This is a genomic window from Candidatus Thiodiazotropha endoloripes (assembly GCF_001708965.1).
Classification (GTDB): Bacteria; Pseudomonadota; Gammaproteobacteria; order Chromatiales; family Chromatiaceae; genus Thiodiazotropha; species Thiodiazotropha endoloripes.
Map to the genome: position 1 here is coordinate 587,556 of NZ_LVJW01000006.1, position 21,415 is coordinate 608,970.

The 21,415-nt window shown below is 52.2% G+C and carries 20 protein-coding genes; 9 read left to right on the forward strand and 11 right to left on the reverse strand.

The window, feature by feature from the left end; translation table 11 throughout:
* Nucleotides 1–92: 92 nt before the first annotated feature.
* The 4 genes from def to rluD all read right to left on the reverse strand — a co-directional run bounded on the left by def (nt 93) and on the right by rluD (nt 3,009).
* Nucleotides 93–617, reverse strand: coding sequence for a peptide deformylase (def, locus tag A3193_RS13240; protein ID WP_069015053.1), 525 nt, complete (start codon nt 615–617; stop codon nt 93–95).
* Nucleotides 618–620: 3 nt separating this feature from the next.
* Complete coding sequence (locus tag A3193_RS13245) at nt 621–1,139, reverse strand: glycine cleavage system transcriptional repressor (protein WP_069003764.1); 519 nt, start codon at nt 1,137–1,139, stop codon at nt 621–623.
* Between the two features lie 141 nt (nt 1,140–1,280).
* A complete protein-coding gene (pgeF, locus tag A3193_RS13250; RefSeq protein ID WP_069015054.1) occupies nt 1,281–2,021 on the reverse strand; it encodes a peptidoglycan editing factor PgeF in 741 nt (246 codons plus the stop codon).
* Nucleotides 2,011–3,009, reverse strand: coding sequence for a 23S rRNA pseudouridine(1911/1915/1917) synthase RluD (gene rluD, locus A3193_RS13255; RefSeq protein WP_083218763.1), 999 nt, complete (start codon nt 3,007–3,009; stop codon nt 2,011–2,013). Before rluD ends, pgeF begins: the two co-directional genes overlap by 11 nt.
* Before the next feature lie 134 nt (nt 3,010–3,143).
* Here rluD and A3193_RS13260 point away from each other — a divergent pair, with 134 nt between their 5' ends.
* Complete coding sequence (locus A3193_RS13260) at nt 3,144–3,914, forward strand: outer membrane protein assembly factor BamD (RefSeq protein ID WP_069003762.1); 771 nt, start codon at nt 3,144–3,146, stop codon at nt 3,912–3,914.
* A gap of 103 nt (nt 3,915–4,017) precedes the next feature.
* On the opposite strand, the gene A3193_RS13265 is transcribed toward A3193_RS13260, so the two are convergent.
* Both A3193_RS13265 and A3193_RS13270 read right to left on the reverse strand, forming a co-directional pair.
* Nucleotides 4,018–4,356 carry a P-II family nitrogen regulator gene (locus A3193_RS13265; protein ID WP_068989963.1) on the reverse strand — a complete coding sequence of 113 codons (339 nt, stop codon included), beginning with the start codon at nt 4,354–4,356 and terminating at the stop codon, nt 4,018–4,020.
* Nucleotides 4,357–4,618: 262 nt separating this feature from the next.
* Entirely contained in the window at nt 4,619–6,229 is a 1,611-nt protein-coding gene (locus tag A3193_RS13270; protein ID WP_235615001.1) for an NAD+ synthase, read from the reverse strand.
* A gap of 180 nt (nt 6,230–6,409) precedes the next feature.
* Between A3193_RS13270 and A3193_RS13275 the strand changes: the two genes are divergently transcribed.
* From A3193_RS13275 to coaE, 8 genes are all read left to right on the forward strand, one after another.
* The gene (locus A3193_RS13275; protein WP_069015055.1) at nt 6,410–6,658 is read left to right on the forward strand and encodes a PP0621 family protein; all 249 of its coding nucleotides are present in this window, start codon (nt 6,410–6,412) and stop codon (nt 6,656–6,658) included.
* A complete protein-coding gene (locus A3193_RS13280) occupies nt 6,651–8,294 on the forward strand; it encodes a two-component system sensor histidine kinase NtrB (RefSeq protein ID WP_069015056.1) in 1,644 nt (547 codons plus the stop codon). Before A3193_RS13275 ends, A3193_RS13280 begins: the two co-directional genes overlap by 8 nt.
* Complete coding sequence (locus tag A3193_RS13285) at nt 8,291–9,637, forward strand: sigma-54-dependent transcriptional regulator (protein WP_069015057.1); 1,347 nt, start codon at nt 8,291–8,293, stop codon at nt 9,635–9,637. The genes A3193_RS13280 and A3193_RS13285 overlap by 4 nt, the downstream gene beginning before the upstream one ends.
* Nucleotides 9,638–10,006: 369 nt before the next feature.
* The gene (locus A3193_RS13290; RefSeq protein WP_069015058.1) at nt 10,007–10,390 is read left to right on the forward strand and encodes a pilin; all 384 of its coding nucleotides are present in this window, start codon (nt 10,007–10,009) and stop codon (nt 10,388–10,390) included.
* 366 nt (nt 10,391–10,756) lie between these two features.
* Nucleotides 10,757–12,472: a type IV-A pilus assembly ATPase PilB gene (pilB, locus tag A3193_RS13295; RefSeq protein WP_069015059.1), complete on the forward strand. Its 1,716-nt coding sequence runs from the start codon at nt 10,757–10,759 to the stop codon at nt 12,470–12,472.
* A 3-nt stretch (nt 12,473–12,475) separates the two neighbouring features.
* Complete coding sequence (locus A3193_RS13300; RefSeq protein WP_069015060.1) at nt 12,476–13,705, forward strand: type II secretion system F family protein; 1,230 nt, start codon at nt 12,476–12,478, stop codon at nt 13,703–13,705.
* Nucleotides 13,706–13,742: 37 nt separating this feature from the next.
* Nucleotides 13,743–14,618 (forward strand): prepilin peptidase, encoded by an 876-nt coding sequence (locus A3193_RS13305; protein WP_069015061.1) that lies wholly within the window; start codon nt 13,743–13,745, stop codon nt 14,616–14,618.
* A 5-nt stretch (nt 14,619–14,623) separates the two neighbouring features.
* Nucleotides 14,624–15,220 (forward strand): dephospho-CoA kinase, encoded by a 597-nt coding sequence (gene coaE / locus A3193_RS13310; protein ID WP_201258716.1) that lies wholly within the window; start codon nt 14,624–14,626, stop codon nt 15,218–15,220.
* 226 nt (nt 15,221–15,446) lie between these two features.
* Here coaE and clpB read toward each other — a convergent pair whose 3' ends face one another.
* The 5 genes from clpB to A3193_RS13335 form a co-directional block, all read right to left on the reverse strand.
* Nucleotides 15,447–18,041 (reverse strand): ATP-dependent chaperone ClpB, encoded by a 2,595-nt coding sequence (gene clpB, locus A3193_RS13315; protein WP_069015062.1) that lies wholly within the window; start codon nt 18,039–18,041, stop codon nt 15,447–15,449.
* Between the two features lie 283 nt (nt 18,042–18,324).
* Nucleotides 18,325–18,831, reverse strand: coding sequence for a 5-(carboxyamino)imidazole ribonucleotide mutase (purE, locus tag A3193_RS13320; RefSeq protein WP_069003753.1), 507 nt, complete (start codon nt 18,829–18,831; stop codon nt 18,325–18,327).
* Complete coding sequence (gene purK / locus A3193_RS13325; RefSeq protein ID WP_069015063.1) at nt 18,828–19,985, reverse strand: 5-(carboxyamino)imidazole ribonucleotide synthase; 1,158 nt, start codon at nt 19,983–19,985, stop codon at nt 18,828–18,830. The genes purE and purK overlap by 4 nt, the downstream gene beginning before the upstream one ends.
* Nucleotides 19,986–20,133: 148 nt before the next feature.
* On the reverse strand, nt 20,134–20,841 hold the full coding sequence (locus tag A3193_RS13330) for a Crp/Fnr family transcriptional regulator (protein ID WP_069003751.1): 708 nt from the start codon (nt 20,839–20,841) through the stop codon (nt 20,134–20,136).
* 85 nt (nt 20,842–20,926) lie between these two features.
* A complete protein-coding gene (locus A3193_RS13335) occupies nt 20,927–21,391 on the reverse strand; it encodes a hypothetical protein (protein WP_069015064.1) in 465 nt (154 codons plus the stop codon).
* Nucleotides 21,392–21,415 lie beyond the last annotated feature (24 nt).

Here is a 21,415-nt window from a genome sequence, read left to right on the forward strand (position 1 = left end):
CTTAAACTTGTGGAATCATCGCAGCATGCTACATCATGAACTCAAACAGTGACTCTGGCATGATCCAGTGCCGGGTCAGGGCCTGTCCGGGGCTATTTCCGCTTCTTACCACCTTTCTGATAGACCTTCCGCTGAAACAGGTCGGTTCTGCGACTCACCAGACGATCGATAAACAGCATACCGTCCAGATGGTCGACCTCGTGCTGCAGAGCTCTCGCTTCATACCCCTCCATTTCAAACTCCTGGGGTTCACCTTCAGGGGTCATGGCATGCATCTTGATCCGTTCGGCGCGAATGACATTCCCCGTGTAATCCGGCACAGAGAGACAGCCCTCCCTTCCCAGCTCAAAGCCATCCCACTCGGTGATCTCCGGATTGACCAGTACCAGTCGGCCATGATTGGGTACCGGTTTGCGGGTGGTCGAACAATCGATGATGACAACCCTCTGCAGTCTGCCCACCTGAGGTGCAGCGATACCGACAGCGGCCGGACCCGCCTGACGGGTCTCTTCCAGATCATCGATGAATGCCAGCAGCTCATCATCAAAACGCTCAACCTCTTGCGAGACCTCTTTCAACCTGGGATCAGGCAATCTCAATATATCGAGTATCGCCATGATTCAACCAATCAGCGTCTCGATGGCTGAGACATGCACATCGATCTCATCTGTCTCGAGCTGCCCCAGAGCCGCTTCCAGAGTTTCGATGGTCTCCTCGGTGTAGCCCTGAATCGTCATGATGTAGACAGGTTCATCCTGACTGCCCACCACGTCCGAATCGAGTTCCAGAATATTGAAGCCGCTTTCAGCCAGTAATCCGGTCACCTGTGCCACGATACCGGCCCGGTCTGCACCATTCACCCGAACCTGAAAATTGGGCACCCGGTGCTGATGCAGTCCGCCATGGATCGGATCCAGATGAAATCTCAATCCCAGTTTGTCAGCCACCGGTGCAATGCAGGCAGACAACGCCTGTTCACTCTGTCCTCCATCCACCATCATCATGATGGTGAAATTACCACCCAACCGAAGCATGGATGCCTCACCCAGGGTATACCCGCCACGGAACAGGGCATCGGTCACCTGTGCGACAATTCCGGGCTGATCTTCACCGACCAGCGTCAACATCTGCCATTTCATATCAACCCCTTTCAACCTGTAAAGATCAGTTGGTCTGCGAGCATTTCACACGCTAGCGTGGCTTACCCAGAGCGTGGCCAAGGCCAGCGGACAATTTAACTGAAAACAGCTGATCAGTCTCAGATGGAGCGGCCAGCTGATTCATTTGGGTTCAAGCCATATTAATGAGGCCATCCGTCCTGTCACGCCATCACGACGATAAGAGAAGAAGCGCTCGCGGTCGGCCACTGTACAGTAATCGCCCCCACTGATGAACCCCACACCGGAGCGGATCAATCTCTGGCGGGCCAGTTGGTAGATATCTGACCACCAGTGGCCAGGCCGCCCAGCCTTAAATGCCACTGTATCCTCTGTCGCCTGATTAACGAACACTTCACGTACTTCGTCACCCACCTCAAACGCAGCCGGACCGATCGCCGGCCCCATCCAGGCGAGAAGCGATTCAGCCGGCGTACTCATTCTGGCAACTGCCTGCTCTATGATACCCGAAGCAAGTCCCCGCCAACCGGCATGCACGGCAGAGACCTCCCGACCATCGCGATCGGTAAGCAGCAGCGGCAGACAGTCTGCGGTGAGCACAGCACAGACCACTCCGCTTCGGCTGGTGTAAACCCCATCCGCCTGACACCCCGGATCATCCCGCTCACCAAGCGCAATATGACAACCATGGATCTGAGTCAGCCAGAATGGTTCCCCCGGAAGCCCGAGGCTGTCTGCGAGGCGCGCACGGTTTTGAGCTACAGCATGGGGATCATCCGCGACATGATCTGCCAGATTCAGACTCTCAAAGTCACCCAGGCTGACGCCGCCGAGGCGAGTGGTGGTCCCAGCCCGGACATGCGACGAGGCGGGCCAGTCCGGTTTGATCAGCTCAATCCCCATCAGCCAAAAGCCTCAGCAGCTGTTGCATGTCGGAGGGTGGCGGAGCTTCCCAGCTCATCAGCTCACCGCTGTCGGGATGAATCAGTTCCAAGCGGGTGGCATGCAGGGCCTGGCGTTTGAACTGTTGCAGAATCTCGACCGCTCCATCTGACAGGCCTGGGGGGATCTTCTGTCGTCCGCCATAGAGTGGATCACCCAGCAAAGGATGGTGAATATGGCTCATATGCACCCGGATCTGGTGGGTCCTGCCGGTCTCCAGGTTCACCTGCAGATAGGTGTGTGCAGCAAAGCGCTGCAATATCCGATAGTGTGTTACTGCCTGCTTGCCACGCTCGACAACCGCCATTCGCAGACGGTTGACAGGATGGCGACCGATCGGTTTGTCGACGGTACCACCGGCAACCATACTCCCCTGAACAATCGCCCGGTATTCACGCTTTACGCTTCGTGCCTGCAGCTGTTGCACCAGGCCATGTTGGGCCTGCAGAGTCTTGGTAACCACCAACAGGCCACTGGTCTCCTTATCCAGACGATGCACGATTCCCGCCCTTGGTATGGCAGTCAGCTGCGGGTGGTGGTGGAGCAGGCCATTCAGCAGAGTACCGCTTGGATTCCCGGCTGCCGGATGCATCACCAACCCAGCGGGTTTATTGACCACCAGCAGGGAGTCATCTTCATAGAGCAGATCGAGATCCATGGCTTCAGGCCTGTCAGACACCTCTTCCGTGAGCAGTGTCCGCAATACCACACTCTCTCCACCTCTTACCTTGTCCTTCGCCCGGCAGCTGGCCCCATCCACCTCAACCAACCCCTGTTTGATCCAGCTTTGCAGACGACTGCGGGAGTATTCAGGACAGAGCTCTGCCAGCAATTGGTCTATGCGTGTACCCGCCCGTTCAGAGGGTACCAGAAAGGTTTGTGTGGGAACTTCTGACAAGGATTCAGGATCGGACACTGGAGGACCATCCTGAGTCGCGTTTTCGCACATAGCCACGACCTGCATCAAAGGGAACCGATCCCTGCAAGCTGGGAAAATCTGCGCAGCGGGTGCCCAAGTTATACCGTAACTGCGGCTTTCCGTTATACTCACGCGTCAAATCATGTTTCATCCAGAGATTGGCCATGACCTTAAAAACTTTTTCAACCATTCTGCTCATCATGCTACTGACAGGATGTGCACTGCCGGAGCAGGCCGATCCCACAAAAAACTGGAGCGCCAGTAAATTCTACTCTGAAGCCAAAACCCATATGCTGGATGGTGAGTACGACCTGGCCATCAAACACTATAACGGACTGCAGGCACGCTACCCGTTTGGACGCTATGCCACCCAGTCCCAGCTCGACATCATCTACGCCCACTACAAAAACGGCGAACCCGACTCCGCCATTGCTGCCTCCGACCGGTTTATAAAACTCAATCCCCAAAGCCGCTATGTGGATTATGCCTATTATATGAAGGGACTGGCCAACTATAACCGAAATCAGAGTTTTCTCAGCAGTATACTGCCCACCGATTCATCGGAGCGGGATGCGGGCGCAGCACTGGACTCATTCAACGACTTCGCTGAACTGATTCGTCGATACCCTGACAGCAAGTACTCGGCCGATGCGCATCAGCGCATGCTCTATCTGAGAAACAACCTGTCCAAATACCAGATCCATATTGCAAGATATTATATGAAACGGGGTGCCTATCTGGCCGCAGCTAACCGCGCAAACCGGGTGGTCACCCAGTTCCAACGCACAGACTCGGTTCTGGAGGCGCTGGAAATAATGATCGATGCCTACTCCCGTCTCGGCCTTACGGAGTTGGCCAAGGATGCTCAGCGAGTATTGGCCCTCAACCTGGAAAACGGCCGTCTTACCCAACCTACCAGTGAAGCGGCGGAGTGACCCACAGCCTCCCCACTACCCTGGACAACAAAAAACCGGCAGATTGAGTAAACCCACCGGTCTCCTTGAATAGATTCAGACAAACCGTCTCTACTAAGGCGCCTCAGATCGCTGCTTCATTCTCTTCGCCGGTTCTGATACGGATGACCTGTTCCACAGGGGAAACGAAAATCTTACCGTCACCGATTTTTCCTGTACGAGCCGCATTGGTGATGGCATCGATACAGGCCTGAACCTGTTCACTGGCTACCACCAGCTCCAATTTCACCTTCGGCAGGAAATCGACCACATATTCAGCACCACGGTAGAGCTCGGTATGCCCTTTCTGTCGGCCAAACCCCTTGACTTCAGTGGCGGTCATTCCGGTAATGCCCACCTCTGACAAGGCCTCACGAACATCCTCCAGTTTGAAAGGCTTGATGATTGCTTCAACTTTTTTCATTGTTACTCTGCTCTCGTAGGATAATCTTTCGCATCAGGTAATTATGGATTGTAACGCTGAGCCAACCAGCGAGTCTACGACCCCCCGGAAATTGCTGCAATAAAACTCAATATTTGATGGATTCGGGCTGACAACGGCGGAGTGTCTCTCCAATTCCCGACACATTCACCAACAGTATTGAGCAGCGAGTTATTATAAACACAAGGATTTGAAGGTTAAACCGCACCCCCATCCAGCTGATTTCATTGATAATTATTGAGCTTCAGGACTTACGCCAGGTAAGCGGGTAGCGTCGATCCCGCCCATAGGCGCGTCGGGTTATCTTGACGCCAGGCGGTGCCTGACGACGTTTATACTCGTTTCGATCCACCAGACCGATCACCCGCTCCACCGTCGACCGGTCAAAACCTGCTGTAATAATCGCTGCCGGATCCTGGTCCTGTTCCACATATCGTTCGAGGATTTGATCGAGCACCGGATAGTCGGGGAGTGAATCACTATCCTTTTGATCCGGTGCCAATTCCGCAGATGGCGGCCTCTCCAATACCCGATCGGGTATGACCGGAGAGAGCCCGTTGCGGTAGCGACAGAGCTCGTATACCAGTGTCTTCGGAACATCTTTTATCGGGGCAAAACCACCAGCCATGTCTCCGTAGAGGGTGGCATAGCCTACCGACATTTCACTCTTGTTACCGGTCGTCAGCAAGATCCGCCCCTTCTTGTTGCTGATCGCCATCAGGATGATGCCCCGACATCGGGCCTGGATATTCTCTTCAGTCACATCAACCGGCTTACCGGCAAACTCATCGCTGAGCATCTCGAGAAAGGCCTTGAACGCCGGCTCGATCGGGATGGTCCGGTACTCGACTCCCAGTGCCTCTGCCTCGGCCTCCGCATCCTGATTACTCATATCTGCCGTGTAACGGGAGGGCATCAGCACCACTTCCACCTGGTCGGGCCCCAGTGCATCAGCGGCTATCGCCAGAGTCAAAGCGGAGTCGACGCCGCCTGAGAGGCCGATGATGGCGCCATTGAAACCATTTTTCACCACATAATCCCGCACCCCGAGCACCAGTGCCTGATAAACCCTCTGGGCTTCACTCATCAGCGGCTCCACATGCTGGGGAATCGGTGACACGGAATCTGAGTCACACTCCAGCTCCACGATGGGACAGGACTCCTCAAAGAATGCCGCACGATGAACCAGATCTCCTGTCGCATCCACGGCAAAGGAACCGCCATCAAAGACCAACTCATCCTGACCACCCACCAGATTGGTATAGATAATGGGAATACCATTATCCATGGCACGTTTTTGAACCAGTTCCTCCCGTTCCGGTGCCTTGCCGATATGGAAGGGCGACGCATTCAGGTTCAAGAGAAGCTGTGCCCCAGCCGCCCGACTCATGGCGGCGGGTTCCGCCTCCCAGATATCCTCACAGACGGTCAATCCCAGCTGCACCCCCTTGAGATTGAAGGTCACCGCTTCATGCCCTGGCGCGAAGTATCGCTTTTCATCAAACACACTGTAGTTGGGCAGCTTGTGCTTCTCATACTCCGCAATCAGTTGCCCCCCACTGACCACACCCGCCACATTGAACAGCTTGCCATCCCGGTATCTGGGATAACCGATCACCAGGCAGAGCTGACTGACTTCCGAACAGATCAACTCAATGGCACGCTCCACACGATGAATGAAATGGGGACGTAACAGCAGATCTTCCGGCGGATAGCCGGTAATCGCCAGCTCAGGAAAGACAATGGCATCCACAGCGTTTTGATCATTGAGCGCCAGATCGATAATTTTCCTGGCATTGCCCTCGATATCTCCAACCAGAAAATTGAGTTGGGCAATCTGAATTTTAAGCTTCAAACGGGAACTCCTGACAGCTTGATGATTAACCAGAGTTGTGGATTGTATTAACCGATGCGTAAAAAGCTGCATTCCAGACCATTGAGAGTGCGGTTGCAAGTTTTTAGCTTCGGCTTCTGAACAGCGATCCAGCCACAATCCTGATTGACTCAGTCTCAGACATCATAAACAATTGATTGTATGGGACTAAAAACAATACTTTTCGGCTTAGCAATCTGGGGAATCTACCTCATCATTCGCCACCTTGTCAGGCAGCGTTCCATCGAGCAGAACGCATCCAGAGAGGTCAAATCGGTGGAAAGTGTGGAGTGTGCCCATTGCGGGCTGCATCTGCCGAAAACTGAGGCGGTGGAAAAAAAAGGGGTCTATTACTGCAGTAACGAACATTTGACCGCTGCTGAGTCGAAAAAACCAACAGATCATGAATAGCTGGCTGGAGAAGCTTGAGCAAACCATCATCACAGAACCTCCCGGTAAGGAGATGGGTGCGGTATCCCATTGGCGGTCACTGCGGCTTTTCCTGCTCTACAGAATCACCCTTTCACTGACTCTGCTGTTTTTCTTCCACGCGGACAGTGGTCCAGCCTTCATCGGCTCGACTGATCCCAGACTCTTTAACATCACTATCCTGACCTATAGCGCATTAACTATTCTCTCTTCCCTACTGTTCATCAGGCGCTCACCCGGCCCGGAACATCAGGCTTACCTGGCCCTGTTCATCGATATTCTGGCGATCACCCTGCTGATGTATGCCAGTGGCGGCATCCAGACAGGCCTGGGCATGCTGATCGCGGTCTCCATCTCCGCAGGAGCGCTGATCATGGGGGGGCGGGCATCGCTCCTGTTTGCCGCACTGGCTGCACTGGCCGTGATCACCGATCAGGTCCACGCCAGCCTGAGCAACCGTGCATCGCCCCAGTTTATCCAGGCCGGATTCCTGGGAGCCGTCTATTTCGCCACCGCCCTGCTGACCTGGGTATTGAGCAGCCGTGCCCGTGCCAGTGAGCGCCTGGCCGAGAAACGGGCCAGCGAACTGGACCACATGGCCAAGATCAATGCCTATGTCATAAAACATATGCAGACCGGGGTCCTTGTCATCGATGCCTCAGGCAGAATCCTGATGATGAACGACCCTGCCTGGCATCTGTTGGGCATGCCCTCAGCCACCACCGGCAGCCATCTGGCCAAGGCATCCCCGGAGCTGGCCCACATTGTGCGCAAACGGCAAAATCCCAAACGCAAACAGAAACTCACCTTCCGCAGCCAGAGCCAGGGACCTGAACTGAAGGCTCAATTCAATGCGCTAAGCGGCGAAGAGGCGGGAGACATGCTGATTTTTCTTGAAGATACCTCACAAGTAACCCGTGAGGCGCAACAGATGAAGCTGGCCTCACTGGGGCGACTCACCGCCAGCATCGCCCATGAGATACGCAACCCCCTGGGGGCGATCAGTCACGCAAGTCAACTGTTTCGCGAATCCCCGAGTCTCAATGTTGCCGACAAGAGACTGACTGAAATCATCACCACCAATGCAGCCCGGGTGAATCAGGTGATTGAGAACGTCCTTCAGCTCTCACGCCGGGAACCCGGCCAGCAGGTCACTATTCAACTCGACCCCTGGCTGAAAAAACTCACTTCAGACCTGATCAGACACCAGGGCTTCAAAGAGGAGAGCATTCGCCTGCAGATCGACCCCGTATCGACCAAAGTCTTCGCAGATCCTGAACAACTGCGTCAATTGGTAAGTAATCTCTGCAACAATGCACGGGAGCATTGTGACAAGAAAAACCTGCAACTGAGGATTGTTGGCGGCATGACCAAAGAGTACCAGCATCCTATACTGGATGTGTTGGACAATGGACCCGGTATCGCCCCGGAAGTGGCCAAGCAGATCTTCGAACCCTTTTTCACAACACGCAATACCGGTACCGGGCTTGGTCTTTATATCGCAAAGGAGTTAAGTGAAACCAATCGGATACGACTGGAGTATATCCCGGGCCCAACCGGCGGAAGCTGCTTCCGCCTACACTTTGAAAACTGGCAGCCAGAGAAACAACAAGCATGACACAACCTACCGCACTGATTGTCGATGACGAACCCGATATCTGTGAACTGTTGGAGATAACGCTGTTGCGTATGGGTATTGATGCCCACTCTGTATTCAATCTGGCCAGTGCCCATGAACTACTGGCAGAGCAACAATTTGATCTTTGTCTATCAGACATGCGTCTGCCTGATGGAAACGGAATCGACCTGGTACGCCATATCAATGAGACCTACCCCCAGCTCCCTGTTGCAATGATCACCGCCCATGGAAACATGGAGTCTGCGATTGAAGCACTGAAGGCAGGCGCGTTCGATTTTGTATCCAAACCGGTAGACCTGGAGGTCCTTCGCAAGCTGGTGCAGCAGGCCATCAAACTCAGCAAACCGGCAAATGGCAAAACCCAGGTCAAAAAGGATTCAGCAGCCACCCATGAACCGATGCTGGGTAACTCCCCAGCCATGACCCGTATCATCAAATTGATCGAAAAGCTCGCAAGAAGTCAGGCACCGGTCTACATCAGCGGTGAATCGGGTACTGGTAAAGAGCTGGCTGCGAGAATGATCCACTATCAGGGCCCCCGTGCGGACAACCCCTTTGTGGCGGTCAACTGCGGCGCCATCCCGCAGGAGCTTATGGAGAGTGAGCTGTTCGGCCATAAAAAGGGCAGCTTTACCGGTGCCACCCATGATAATGAAGGCCTTTTTCTGAGTGCCAACGGTGGAACCCTGTTTCTGGATGAGATCGCAGACCTACCACTACATATGCAGGTAAAACTGCTTCGGTCCATACAGGAGAAGATGATCAGGCCTGTGGGTGGACAGAAGGAGATCCCCATTGATTTACGCATCATCAGTGCAACCCATAAGGATCTCGCCACCCTGGTTGAGCAAGGTGAATTCCGCCAGGATCTGTTTTATCGAATCAATGTCATCGAATTACCCTTACCACCCTTGCGCGAACGTACTGAGGACATCCCCCTGCTTGCCCAGCATTTCCTTACCCGACTCGCTCGTCATGGGGGCATTAAAAAACCGAAACTCACCACAGAGGCGGTAAAGAAACTGAAGTCATATCCGTTTCCGGGAAACATCCGTGAACTCGAGAATATTCTGGAACGCTCCGTAACACTGCTTGATAGTGAGAAGCTTGAGACTGATGACCTGCTGTTGCCGAACCATGTATCTGATACGGAAAACCAGACAACACCTCAGGGACTTGGGGAGAAAATGGAGCAGGTGGAACGACAAGCGATCATTGAGGCCCTTGAAGAGACCCGCTGGAACAGAACCGCTGCCGCAAAAAAACTGGGGATGAGTCTAAGATCGCTGAGGTATCGACTTGAGAAGCTGGAGATCGAGTAGGTAAAACGTGAACAGATTCACATTTCTGGTCTGGTGGAATCAAGACACCAACATCTATCAATAAATCACAGTTCATCGGCCATCAGGCTAAAGTGACATTTTCTGTCACTTTCTAACATCCAGGGTCTCAAGAAACAGTGAGCTTAATTGATGCGCAGATAGGTTATGATAAAAGCAAGAAAACGATCAAATATAAATAATTTTCTTAATTATCATCATGTTATAATTTTTTCAGGCCGTTCGATGAGTAATTTAGCCGTAGTTGGCACACATTCTGCTGCTAGCTAATTAACTCGGCGAAATTCATGGATTAAAGTTTTACTTTAAAACGCCGACAACTCAGGCACCAACTCATACGGAGCGTTAAAGATGAAAAAACAAGCTGGTTTCACCCTTATTGAACTCATGATCGTTGTTGCGATCATCGGTATCCTGGCAGCCATCGCATTGCCTGCCTATCAGGATTTTACAACCCGCGCACAAGTATCCGAGGCACTCGCCGTAGCTAGTGGCTCCAAAGCAACAGTAGGCGAAAACCTGGCTTCTAACGTTGCTGACACATGCTTGGGTGTAAACGTGGGCACGGTTGAAGGCACTACTCTAGCTTGCGCCGCTGGCGTATTGACTGCTACCACCACTACTACTGTAGGTGCTGTTTCTATCGTTCTGACACCTAACAGCACTCCAACTGGTGTGGAATGGGTGTGCACGGGTAGTGACAACAGATACATTCCGGCTGAATGCCGCCAATAGTTAATAAACTGTCGTAGATCATACGGCACTCTTAAGCAAAAGCCCCGAACTACTCGGGGCTTTTTTAATTCCACTAATCATAAAAGAGAACGTATCTAAAAAATACTATAAAATCTATTTATAGCGTTTACAATGTTAAGTTGGACTCTACATAATCTATTGCGCGCTCAGAAATGTAGCGCTATATTGTCAGCGTATCAATGGCTTACGTAAAGCATTGCCACTTTTTAATGAAATGAGTTTACTTATAACCGTGCTTTAACATCCCACCTACAGTGATACATATATTCACAGCTGCATCTAAACTATATTTAAACTCTGCCGCAAACATTACAAGTACTATAAGATATCAAGTGTATTTATCGGATGGCTTCAACCAAACCACAAGTCAATCTAAGCGGTCTAGGGCGCTGCCTCATTCAAGATGGCCTGATCACAGAAGACCAGGCAGAATCAACATTTGTCGAGGCTTTGCAAAAAAAGACCCCCTATGTCGCCTATCTAGTTGAAAAAAAGATCCTCAAAAGTTTAGATATTGCGATATCCGCATCTAGGGGATTCGGTGTACCCATTTTTGATCTTAACGTACTGGATCAAGAAGTTATACCCAGCGATGCAGTACCTGAAAAGCTAATACGTACTCATCATGCTTTACCCATATTCAAACGAGGTAATCGTCTCTTTCTAGCTGTATCTGATCCTACTAATCACCAAGGACTGGATGAAATCCGTTTTAATACAGGGTTAGCTTCTGAAGCAATTCTCGTTGAAGAGAATAAACTCGGAAGGATGATTGAAAAGGTGCTGGAGGCACAAGAGACAGGTATGGATGATCTGCTTGATGCAGATCTAGATAATCTGGATATTTCTACTGGGGAAGAAGATACTTCAAATGATGAATCTAATCTTGACGTAGACGAAGCACCTGTAGTCCGCTATATCAACAAGATACTGCTTGACGCCATCAATCAAGGTGTTTCTGATGTCCATTTTGAACCTTACGAATACACCTATAGAATTCGCTATCGTCAAGATGGCATGCTCCGAGAGATTGCTAATCCACCCTCCAACTTAGCCAACCGACTATCTAGTCGAATCAAGGTAATGTCACGGATGAATATTGCTGAAAAACGCGTACCACAGGATGGTCGTATTAAAATGCAGCTCTCCAAAAAACGTGCTATCGACTTTCGTGTAAATACCTGCCCTACACTATACGGTGAAAAGATTGTCTTACGTATTTTGGATCCAACAAGTGCACAACTTGGTATAGAAGCATTAGGTTTCGAGGAAGACCAGCAGAAGTATTTTCTTGACGCTATCAGCAAGCCGTACGGCATGATTCTCGTGACCGGCCCAACTGGTAGCGGTAAAACAGTAAGCCTTTATACAGCACTTAATTTACTCAACAAACCCGAAGTTAATATTTCTACAGCTGAAGATCCAGTTGAGATCCAGGTTGCCGGAATCAATCAAGTCAATATGAATGTAAAAACAGGATTGACTTTTGCTGAGGCACTCAGAGCATTTCTCCGCCAGGATCCAGATATTGTCATGGTTGGTGAGATACGCGATCTGGAAACAGCTGAAATTGCAGTTAAAGCAGCACAAACGGGGCACTTGGTTCTTTCCACCTTACATACAAACGACGCGCCACAAACCCTTACCCGCCTAGCCAACATGGGGGTACCTCCTTTTAATATTGCATCTTCAGTACTCCTCATCATGGCACAACGCCTTGCAAGAAGATTATGTGAACACTGTAAAACACCAGATGAGGTACCTAAGGAAGCATTGCTAGAGGAAGGCTTCACAGAAGAGCAAGTTAATACAGATTTCACAATTTACAAACCTAACGGATGCGACTTATGTACTGGCGGTTATAAGGGACGTGTAGGTATTTTTCAGGTAATGCCCGTTTCTGAAAACATGGGTAAAATTATTATGGAAGGTGGGACCTCCCTACAACTGGAAGAACAGGCCCGACTGGATGGCATAGATAGCCTCCGGCAATCAGGTTTGCGTAAAGTTATGCAGGGTATAACTAGCCTTCAAGAACTCAATCGGGTAACCAAGGATTAGTCAATGGCACCACCAAGAAAGAAACCAAAGATAAAATCTTATTTATTCACCTGGGAAGGAACCGATAAAAAAGGATCCCGGTTATCTGGTGAAGCGCGTGCAACCGACGCAAATATGGTTAAAGCTGACTTACGTCGGCAAGGTGTCACACCAATCAAGGTTAGAAAAAAACCTGTATCAATTTTTAGCAAGAAAAAGAAAATCACCAGCGCGGATGTAACAGTCTTCAGTCGCCAGCTTGCCACTATGATGTCTGCTGGTGTACCTATGGTACAAGCCTTTGATATTGTTGGCCGAGGTCATGAAAACCCCTCGATGCAGGAGCTGGTACTAACGATCAAAGCCGATGTGGAAGGTGGTACCGCCCTTGCCGATGCATTGAAAAAACACCCTTTGCATTTTGAAGATCTGTTTGTGAATCTGGTTAGAGCCGGTGAACACGCAGGTGTACTGGAAACACTCCTACACAAAATAGCAACCTACAAAGAGAAAACGGAATCGATTAAGGCCAAGATCAAAAAGGCACTCTTCTACCCCGCCGCCATTGTAGCCGCAGCTATTATTGTAACAGCAATCCTATTGATCTTTGTAATACCCCAATTCGAAGCACTTTTCAGTAATTTTGGCGCAGAGTTGCCGGCTTTCACACAAATGGTCGTGAGTATGTCTCATTTTGTCCGCGACAAATGGTGGATTATATTGGGCATATCATTTATAGCTGTTTATCTGTTTATCAATACATGGAAACGTTCGAGAAAACTACGCCATACAATCGATAGGATATTACTCAAGGTACCCGTGATCGGAATGATTTTGAATAAATCTGCAATTGCCCGATTCTCACGCACCTTGGCAACCATGTCAGCCGCCGGTGTACCGTTGGTGGAAGCACTCGACTCAGTGGCCGGAGCTACCGGCAATGTTGTCTACAGCGATGCAGTCATGAGGATGCGAGAAGATGTCGCCACAGGCCAATCGCTACAATTGGCTATGAAACAACGCAATCTCTTCCCCAACATGGTTGTGCAGATGGTATCAATCGGTGAAGAGTCCGGATCACTCGACGACATGCTGAACAAAGTGGCCGATTTCTATGAGGAACAGGTTGATAATGCCGTTGATGCCATGAGCAGCCTGATGGAACCTTTGATCATGGTGGTACTTGGAACACTTGTCGGTGGTCTTGTTATCGCGATGTATCTGCCAATATTCAAGATGGGTACAGCGATCTAATCCGCACAGTTTCAACACAACAAAAGTAAAAAATATTGTGATTGTTATTGATTTTCTAAATAACAATAGTGGGGCTTTTCTGCTCTTAGCCCTAATTGTTGGGCTCATTGTCGGTAGCTTTCTGAATGTTGTAATCCATCGACTTCCGAAAATGATGGAACAACAATGGCACAAGGACTGCGATGAGCTAAAAGGTCTCACTTCCGAATCATCCAACGAGACTGAAGTCTACAATCTTAATACGCCGGCTTCTCACTGCCCAAAATGCCAGCATAGAATTCGTCCCTGGGAGAATATTCCGGTTATCAGTTGGCTGGTGTTAAAAGGCCGCTGTTCCAACTGTCAGAATCCGATCAGCGCCAGATACCCGATCATCGAATCTGTAACCGGTTTGCTATCACTCTGGATTGCCTACCATTTCGGTTTTTCCTGGGAAGCAGCCGCAGCGATGCTGTTGACCTGGAGTCTGATTTCCTTGACGGTGATCGATTTCGATGTGCAACTGCTGCCGGATAACATCACTTTACCTTTTCTTTGGCTCGGTCTCTTGTTCAACATCAACGGCCTCTTCACCGACCTCGAATCATCTGTGATCGGCGCCATTGCAGGCTATATGGCGCTGTGGAGTGTCTACCAGCTATTCAAAAAACTCACTGGCAAGGAGGGCATGGGGTATGGCGATTTCAAATTGCTGGCCATGCTCGGCGCCTGGCTGGGCTGGCAATATCTGCCACAAATCATTCTACTCTCCGCATTGGTTGGTGCCGTCGTCGGTATTCTGCTGATCGTTGTCAGAGGCCGTGACCGGAACATTCCGATTCCTTTCGGCCCCTATCTGGCTGCTGCCGGCTGGATCAGTCTGATGTGGGGATCTCAGATCAATCAGGCCTATCTTCGCTGGTCTGGCTTGTAATCCCTGTGTTGACAGTAGCCCTTACCGGGGGAATCGGCAGCGGCAAAAGCGCTGTATCCAACCATTTTGACTCACTTGGTGTGCCGGTCATCGATGCGGACAGGCTGGCGCACCAGATGGTCCAACCTGGTTCGCCCGCATTAACCCAGATAGAGACCGCCTTCGGTGAACACCTGATCGACCAGCAGGGAAGACTGAACCGGGGTGCCCTGAGAGAGATCGTGTTTAACGACCCGACGCAAAGAAAACGTCTCGAATCGATCCTCCACCCTCCGATTAGGCAGGCCATGGAGGATTGGGTCGAACAACAGACAGCTCCCTACGTGATACTGGTCATTCCACTGCTGTTTGAGACCGGGCAACAGGATATCGCGCAGCGGATACTGGTTGTGGATTGTGAAGAATCCCTTCAGTACCAACGGGTAGCACAACGGGACAACCTGGATGAGTCAGAAATCGCCCAGATCCTCGCCAGCCAGGTCGATCGTCAGACCCGACTGGAGGGTGCTGACGATATCATTGAGAATAATGGCGACCTGGCTGCGTTGACCAAAGCAACCGAACGAATGCATCAAGCCTACTTAGTGCTTTCGAAGTCTTAACGATTAACCAGATTAGTATCGAGTTTAATCGAAGGGGCTTGGTGGGGCATGGCCCCACCCTACAGTTTCATTCAGGGCGTAGGGTGGGGCCATGCCCCACCAAAGGCGGCTTGAATAAGCCCCATCCCCAGTCATCCAGCACGATATCATACTGCCACGCATAGGCATGGGATCTGGTGGATTCAACTCGCGGGTAAATACCTGCTAGTGGTTATTACCTCGTGTATCACGCAACATTCATCTTGTGACTTTTTCGAAAGCTCAATCCGTCACCTGACACATCCACTTCAATCGTATCCCCTGGCCCAAATCGACCCGAGAGAATCTCCTGCGCCAGTGGATTCTCAAGCTGCTGACGTATCGCCCGTTTCAAGGGTCGTGCCCCGTAGACAGGATCAAATCCAGCCTGCCCCAGGCGATCCAGCGCTTCATCAGTAACACTCAGGACCATCTCATGGTCTGCCAAACGCTGACGCAGATAGTCCACCTGGATACTGGCAATGGCGCGTATCTGCTCAGCCCCCAGAGGATGAAAGACAACGATCTCATCGACCCGATTGATAAATTCGGGACGGAAGTTCTGCTGCACAGTCTCCATCACCGATGCCTTCATGGCATCGTATTGCTCTTCGGTGGCCATCTCCTGAATGATCTGGGAGCCAAGATTCGAGGTCATTACGATCACCGTATTGCGGAAATCCACTGTACGGCCCTGACCATCGGTCAGCCGACCGTCATCCAGTACCTGCAACAGCACATTGAAGACATCCGGGTGGGCCTTCTCCACCTCATCGAGCAGAATCACCGAGTAGGGCCTGCGACGTACCGCCTCGGTCAGATAGCCACCCTCTTCGTAGCCCACGTAGCCGGGAGGCGCTCCGATCAAACGCGCCACGGAGTGTTTCTCCATGAACTCGGACATATCGATACGTACCATCGCCTCTTCGGTGTCGAAGAGAAACTCCGCCAGGGATTTACACAGCTCGGTCTTACCCACTCCGGTTGGGCCGAGGAAGAGAAATGAACCATTCGGCTGGTTGGGGTCGGCAAGTCCTGCCCTGGAGCGACGAATCGCATCACTGACAGCTCTTACCCCCTCCTCCTGACCGATCACCCGCTTACCCAGCTCCTCTTCCATGCGCAGCAGTTTGTCCCGCTCACCTTCAAGCATCTTGGAGACCGGAATACCTGTCCACTTGGAGACCACATCGGCGATCTCCTCCTCGGAGACCTTGTTCCTCAGCAGCTTCATCTCCTGCATCTCGGCCTGGGTGGCCATATCGAGCTGTTTCTCAAGCTCAGGAATCCTTCCATACTGCAGTTCGGACATACGCGCCAGATCTCCGGCACGATGGGCGGTCTCCAGCTCCAGCCGGGCCTTCTCCAGCGACTCCTTGATGTGGGTGGTACCCTGCAGGGCCGCTTTCTCCGATTTCCAGATCTCCTCCAGATCGGAGAACTCCCGCTGCAACCGTTCGATATGGGATTCGAGATCCGCAAGACGCTTTTTCGAAGCTTCATCAGACTCTTTGTTGAGCGCCTCACGCTCAATCTTCAACTGAATCAGACGCCGCTCCAGACGATCCATCTCCTCCGGCTTGGAGTCGATCTCCATGCGGATTTGTGAGGCCGCCTCATCCACCAGATCGATCGCCTTGTCCGGTAACTGACGATCGGTGATATAGCGGTGGGAGAGGGTTGCCGCGGCAACAATCGCCGGATCGGTGACATCCACACCATGGTGGACCTCATAACGCTCCTTCAACCCCCGCAGTATGGCAATGGTATCCTCCACACTGGGCTCTTCCACCAAAACCTTCTGAAAGCGGCGTTCCAGTGCCGCATCCTTCTCCAGGTATTGACGATACTCATCCAGGGTGGTGGCGCCCACACAGTGGAGCTCACCCCGCGCCAGAGCCGGCTTCAGCATATTGCCCGCATCCATCGCACCTTCCGCTTTACCAGCGCCCACCATGGTGTGCAGCTCATCGATGAAGAGGATGATCTGCCCCTCCTGCTTGGCCAGATCGTTGAGCACGGCTTTCAGTCGCTCTTCAAATTCACCACGAAATTTCGCCCCGGCAATCAACGCCCCCATATCGAGGGAGAGCAGGCGCTTGGTTTTCAACCCCTCGGGTACTTCACCGTTGATGATGCGTTGAGCCAGACCTTCGACAATTGCGGTCTTACCCACACCGGGCTCACCGATCAGTACCGGGTTATTCTTGGTTCTACGCTGCAGTACCTGAATGGTGCGACGAATCTCATCGTCCCGGCCGATGACCGGATCGAGCTTGCCCTGTTCGGCCCGCTCGGTGAGATCGATGGTATATTTTTCCAATGCCTGACGCTGGTCTTCCGCATTCGGATCATCCACGTTCTGACCGCCACGCATCTTCTCGATACTCTGTTCCAGCACCTCCTTGGCGGCGCCGGCATTGCGTAACATCTCCCCAAGCTCACCCTTGTCCTCGACGGCGGCGAGCACAAATAACTCACTGGAGATGTATTGATCATTTCTTTGTTGCGCCAGCTTATCGGTCTGATTGAGCAAGCGGCCCAGATCGTTGGAGATATGCAGATCTCCAGCGGCGCCTTCAACTCTGGAAAGGCGTTCGGTGGCCGCACTCAGACTTGAGCGCAGTTGATTGACGTTGACATCGGATTGAGCCAACAGATGGCGAACCGTGCCGCCATCCTGGTCGAGCATGGCGCTCATCAGGTGAACCGGCTCGATGAACTGATGATCCTGGCCGACAGCCAGGCTCTGGGCATCGGCCAGCGCCATCTGGAACTTACTGGTCAAACGATCCATTCGCATGGGGTATTACTCCAAAATCTGTTCTGAATACCCAATAGATTGGGGAGAAACCCCAACTTTTCAAGTTGATTGCTTATCAGTCAGTTGCAGCCGCTTTTTTTACCTGACTGAGTCTGTGGCAATCACTGAAGCCGGATTCGTTAACCACAAAAGGGCGCCGATCAGCGCAAATACTGAAATCATCTACGCCAGCCACTCCCACCAGGAGTGCTACAACAACGGATTTCCATTTGCGGCTTATCGCGGTCCTTTGCGTCCATTAGCGGCCTGGCTATTCTGCAAATCAGGTCTGAGAATCCTGCTGGCTCTCCATCACCTCCACCTTGCCCATCACCATCGCTTCCAGGTCAGCCTTGTAAGTCCGAACCTTTTCACGGATCTCCATATCGGTTGTGCCGAGCATCTGAGCGGCCAGGATGGCAGCATTTTTTGCCCCATTGATTGCTACCGTGGCCACCGGCACACCGGGAGGCATCTGCACAATCGAGAGCAGTGAATCCTCACCACTCAAGGCAGAGGATTTGACCGGTACGCCGACCACCGGCAGGGAGGTGATCGAGGCCACCATGCCGGGCAGATGGGCGGCGCCGCCCGCACCGGCAATGACAACCTTCAGGCCGCGCTGCTCGGCGGTCTGGGAATATTCATAGAGCCTGGCAGGTGTTCGGTGAGCCGACACAATGGTCATTTCAAAAGGTATCTGAAACGCCTCGAGTTGCTTGGCTGCCTCCTGCATGACCGGCAGATCGGAATCACTGCCCATAATGATGCCAACTATGGGTTTTGTCATGGATGCTGTTCTCCACTAATTTCAATTAAATCCCGCACCTGCTCGGCTTTCCGGCGGGCACTCTCCAGGTCCTGGTCGATAACCGTCACATGGCCCATTTTGCGAAATGGTTTTACTTCCGCTTTGCCGTAGAGATGCAGGCATACCCCAGGGATAGCCAGCGCCTCGGACATGCCTTTGATGACCGGTCTGCCGGCAGCGTCAGGGGCGCCGAGCAGATTGATCATGGCCGCCGGAGCCAGCAGCTCTGTGGAACCTAGAGGCAGGTCGAGGACGGCACGCAGATGCTGTTCAAACTGATCGGTCACACAAGCCTCAATGGTGTGATGACCGGAATTATGTGTCCGTGGAGCGATCTCATTGACCAGCAACTCCCCCTCCCGGGAGAGAAACATCTCCACCCCGAACACACCAACCCCGTCGAATGCCTGGATGGTACGGATCGCCAGATCCTCAGCCTGCTGAGCGATTGCGGGATCCACCTTGGCTGGACAGAGCAACAGATCCAGCACATTCTCTCCCGCACGAAAGCACATCTCCACCGTCGGATAGGCCACACAATCCCCATCGGCATTGCGTGCCACCATCACCGCCAGCTCTTTTTCCGCTTCCACGAAACGCTCGATCAGTGAAGCTACCGGCAGATGAGAGCTGAAGGCTGCTGCATCCATCATCACCGCCACACCGCGACCGTCATAGCCTCCACGCCGGGCCTTCTGCACCAATGGAAAGCCAAAGGCTTCACAATCGGCCAGACTGGCTTCTGCCATCTCAACGAACTCAGAAGTCGGGATACCCGCATCCTTGAGAAACTGCTTCTGTGTCAGCTTGTCCTGCAGAATGGAAAGCAGGCCAGGCGCAGGGTTGATCTTATTCCCTTCCAGCTCCAGTTGACGCAGAGTCTCGGTATCGGTGTTCTCCAGCTCATAGGTCACCACATCACAGGACTCTGCCAGCTCTCTCAATTTGGCTGGATCATGATAGCCGCCGATGATCTGGTGTCCGGCCACCTGTCCGGCAGGTGAACCTGGATAGGGATCCAGCACGACGCAGGTACAGCCCAGTCTTTTCGCCGCCTTGACCATCATGCGACCCAGCTGACCTCCCCCTATCACACCGATACGGGCCACCGGAAAGGGAAAACTATCCTTCATGATTCGCTCTAACTCATATTTGGGTGAGAAAACGTTACAGTATAACCGGCCAACACCGGGAATGTCTCAAAAATCGAGGGAAAAAGCTGCGATCAACCCTTAACTGAGCCTGCTAGCAGGCTGATCCCACCGATACAAAAACCCGGCTTCACCCCTTATCGGATGGAATCTGGGTCAACTTACCATCGCTGGCTGTGTAGGCCTGCAGCCTCTCATCATCAAGGACATCCACACGACTCCCCTCCACCCGGATCACCCCCTGATCGGAAAAATTGTGCAGAATGCGGGAAAAGGTCTCCGGTGTCACGGAGAGCCGGGATGCGATGACCCCTTTCGGCGCTTGAAGCTCAAATGAATCTCCCTGGCTTTTCACCAGACACCAGCGATTCCACAAAAAACTGGCCACCCGACAACTGGCGCTCTGCAGGGTCAGATTATCGATTTCGCGGATCAGCATCCGCAAGCGCTGACTCAAATCGGCCAGCAGATGGAAACAGGTCTCCACCGAACCCCTTAGGATCTCCTTGAAGGGTTCACTCTCAAAAACCAGCAGCTCAGTCTCTCCCATCGCCTGGGCATTGACGGGATAGTCGGGCTGTTCACCGAACATCAGCGCCTCGGCAAAGGTCTGCCCCGGGGTAATGATCTCGATCACCTTCTCCTGACCCTGCATCGACAACCGTGTCAGTTTGATCTGGCCACTGACCACCAGAAAGAAGTGCGTTGCTGGATCTCCAGCCTGAAAAAAGAGCTGCCCATCCCTCAGCTTTGCCCCGTGAGCCATCTGCTCTACCACCGCGAACTGTTGATCATCCAAATGCGCAAACAGATAGCATTGCTTGAGATCGTATTCCACTAACCAGCCTCCAGTTTGTACGACAGGATTGAACCTCTGTATCACGATAAACCCGACCATCAATTTAACTCGTCAGGCATCGGAATCAGTGATTCAGTTTCCACACCCGGTAATAGAAGATGCCACGACTGTTGTCGCTAACCAGCCATCGCCCATTGTCAAAATCGAAACGCTTCTCGGTAAACCTTTGGCAGGTCAGCTCTCCCTGGTTGACCACCAATGCCTCATCACCGCTGACTTGATAAAACCACTCTGTTGGTTCCCCACACGCCACATAGTCATACTCACCGCTTCTGCGCAGTCTCAGATCTGTCAGCTCAGTGGCCAATTTAAGCCAGGCACTGAAACCCCGGACCATGGTGCCTCCCTCATCAAGCAGGGTTACCTGGTCGTATGGAGTCTCAAATGCATCTTTGAAGATCAGTTCAGGATCGGTTGCGGTCGGATCGCCACCACTGCAGCCCGCCAGCATGAGATTAAACGCAACACACAGCCCAACAGCGGCAGACCGCCTTGCAATCAAGTGATCGTTACGCTGTGAAAACACCATGGCCTGTAAACAACTCCAAAGCCG

What these genes read in the sequence shown, in the direction of transcription:
- def (WP_069015053.1), bottom strand. Translation starts at nt 617, where the DNA reads ATGGCGATACTCGATATATTGAGATTGCCTGATCCCAGGTTGAAAGAG.
- A3193_RS13245 (WP_069003764.1), bottom strand. Translation starts at nt 1,139, where the DNA reads ATGAAATGGCAGATGTTGACGCTGGTCGGTGAAGATCAGCCCGGAATT.
- pgeF (WP_069015054.1), bottom strand. Translation starts at nt 2,021, where the DNA reads ATGGGGATTGAGCTGATCAAACCGGACTGGCCCGCCTCGTCGCATGTC.
- rluD (WP_083218763.1), bottom strand. Translation starts at nt 3,009, where the DNA reads ATGTGCGAAAACGCGACTCAGGATGGTCCTCCAGTGTCCGATCCTGAA.
- A3193_RS13260 (WP_069003762.1), top strand. Translation starts at nt 3,144, where the DNA reads ATGACCTTAAAAACTTTTTCAACCATTCTGCTCATCATGCTACTGACA.
- A3193_RS13265 (WP_068989963.1), bottom strand. Translation starts at nt 4,356, where the DNA reads ATGAAAAAAGTTGAAGCAATCATCAAGCCTTTCAAACTGGAGGATGTT.
- A3193_RS13275 (WP_069015055.1), top strand. Translation starts at nt 6,410, where the DNA reads ATGGGACTAAAAACAATACTTTTCGGCTTAGCAATCTGGGGAATCTAC.
- A3193_RS13280 (WP_069015056.1), top strand. Translation starts at nt 6,651, where the DNA reads ATGAATAGCTGGCTGGAGAAGCTTGAGCAAACCATCATCACAGAACCT.
- A3193_RS13285 (WP_069015057.1), top strand. Translation starts at nt 8,291, where the DNA reads ATGACACAACCTACCGCACTGATTGTCGATGACGAACCCGATATCTGT.
- A3193_RS13290 (WP_069015058.1), top strand. Translation starts at nt 10,007, where the DNA reads ATGAAAAAACAAGCTGGTTTCACCCTTATTGAACTCATGATCGTTGTT.
- pilB (WP_069015059.1), top strand. Translation starts at nt 10,757, where the DNA reads ATGGCTTCAACCAAACCACAAGTCAATCTAAGCGGTCTAGGGCGCTGC.
- A3193_RS13300 (WP_069015060.1), top strand. Translation starts at nt 12,476, where the DNA reads ATGGCACCACCAAGAAAGAAACCAAAGATAAAATCTTATTTATTCACC.
- clpB (WP_069015062.1), bottom strand. Translation starts at nt 18,041, where the DNA reads ATGCGAATGGATCGTTTGACCAGTAAGTTCCAGATGGCGCTGGCCGAT.
- purE (WP_069003753.1), bottom strand. Translation starts at nt 18,831, where the DNA reads ATGACAAAACCCATAGTTGGCATCATTATGGGCAGTGATTCCGATCTG.
- purK (WP_069015063.1), bottom strand. Translation starts at nt 19,985, where the DNA reads ATGAAGGATAGTTTTCCCTTTCCGGTGGCCCGTATCGGTGTGATAGGG.
- A3193_RS13335 (WP_069015064.1), bottom strand. Translation starts at nt 21,391, where the DNA reads ATGGTGTTTTCACAGCGTAACGATCACTTGATTGCAAGGCGGTCTGCC.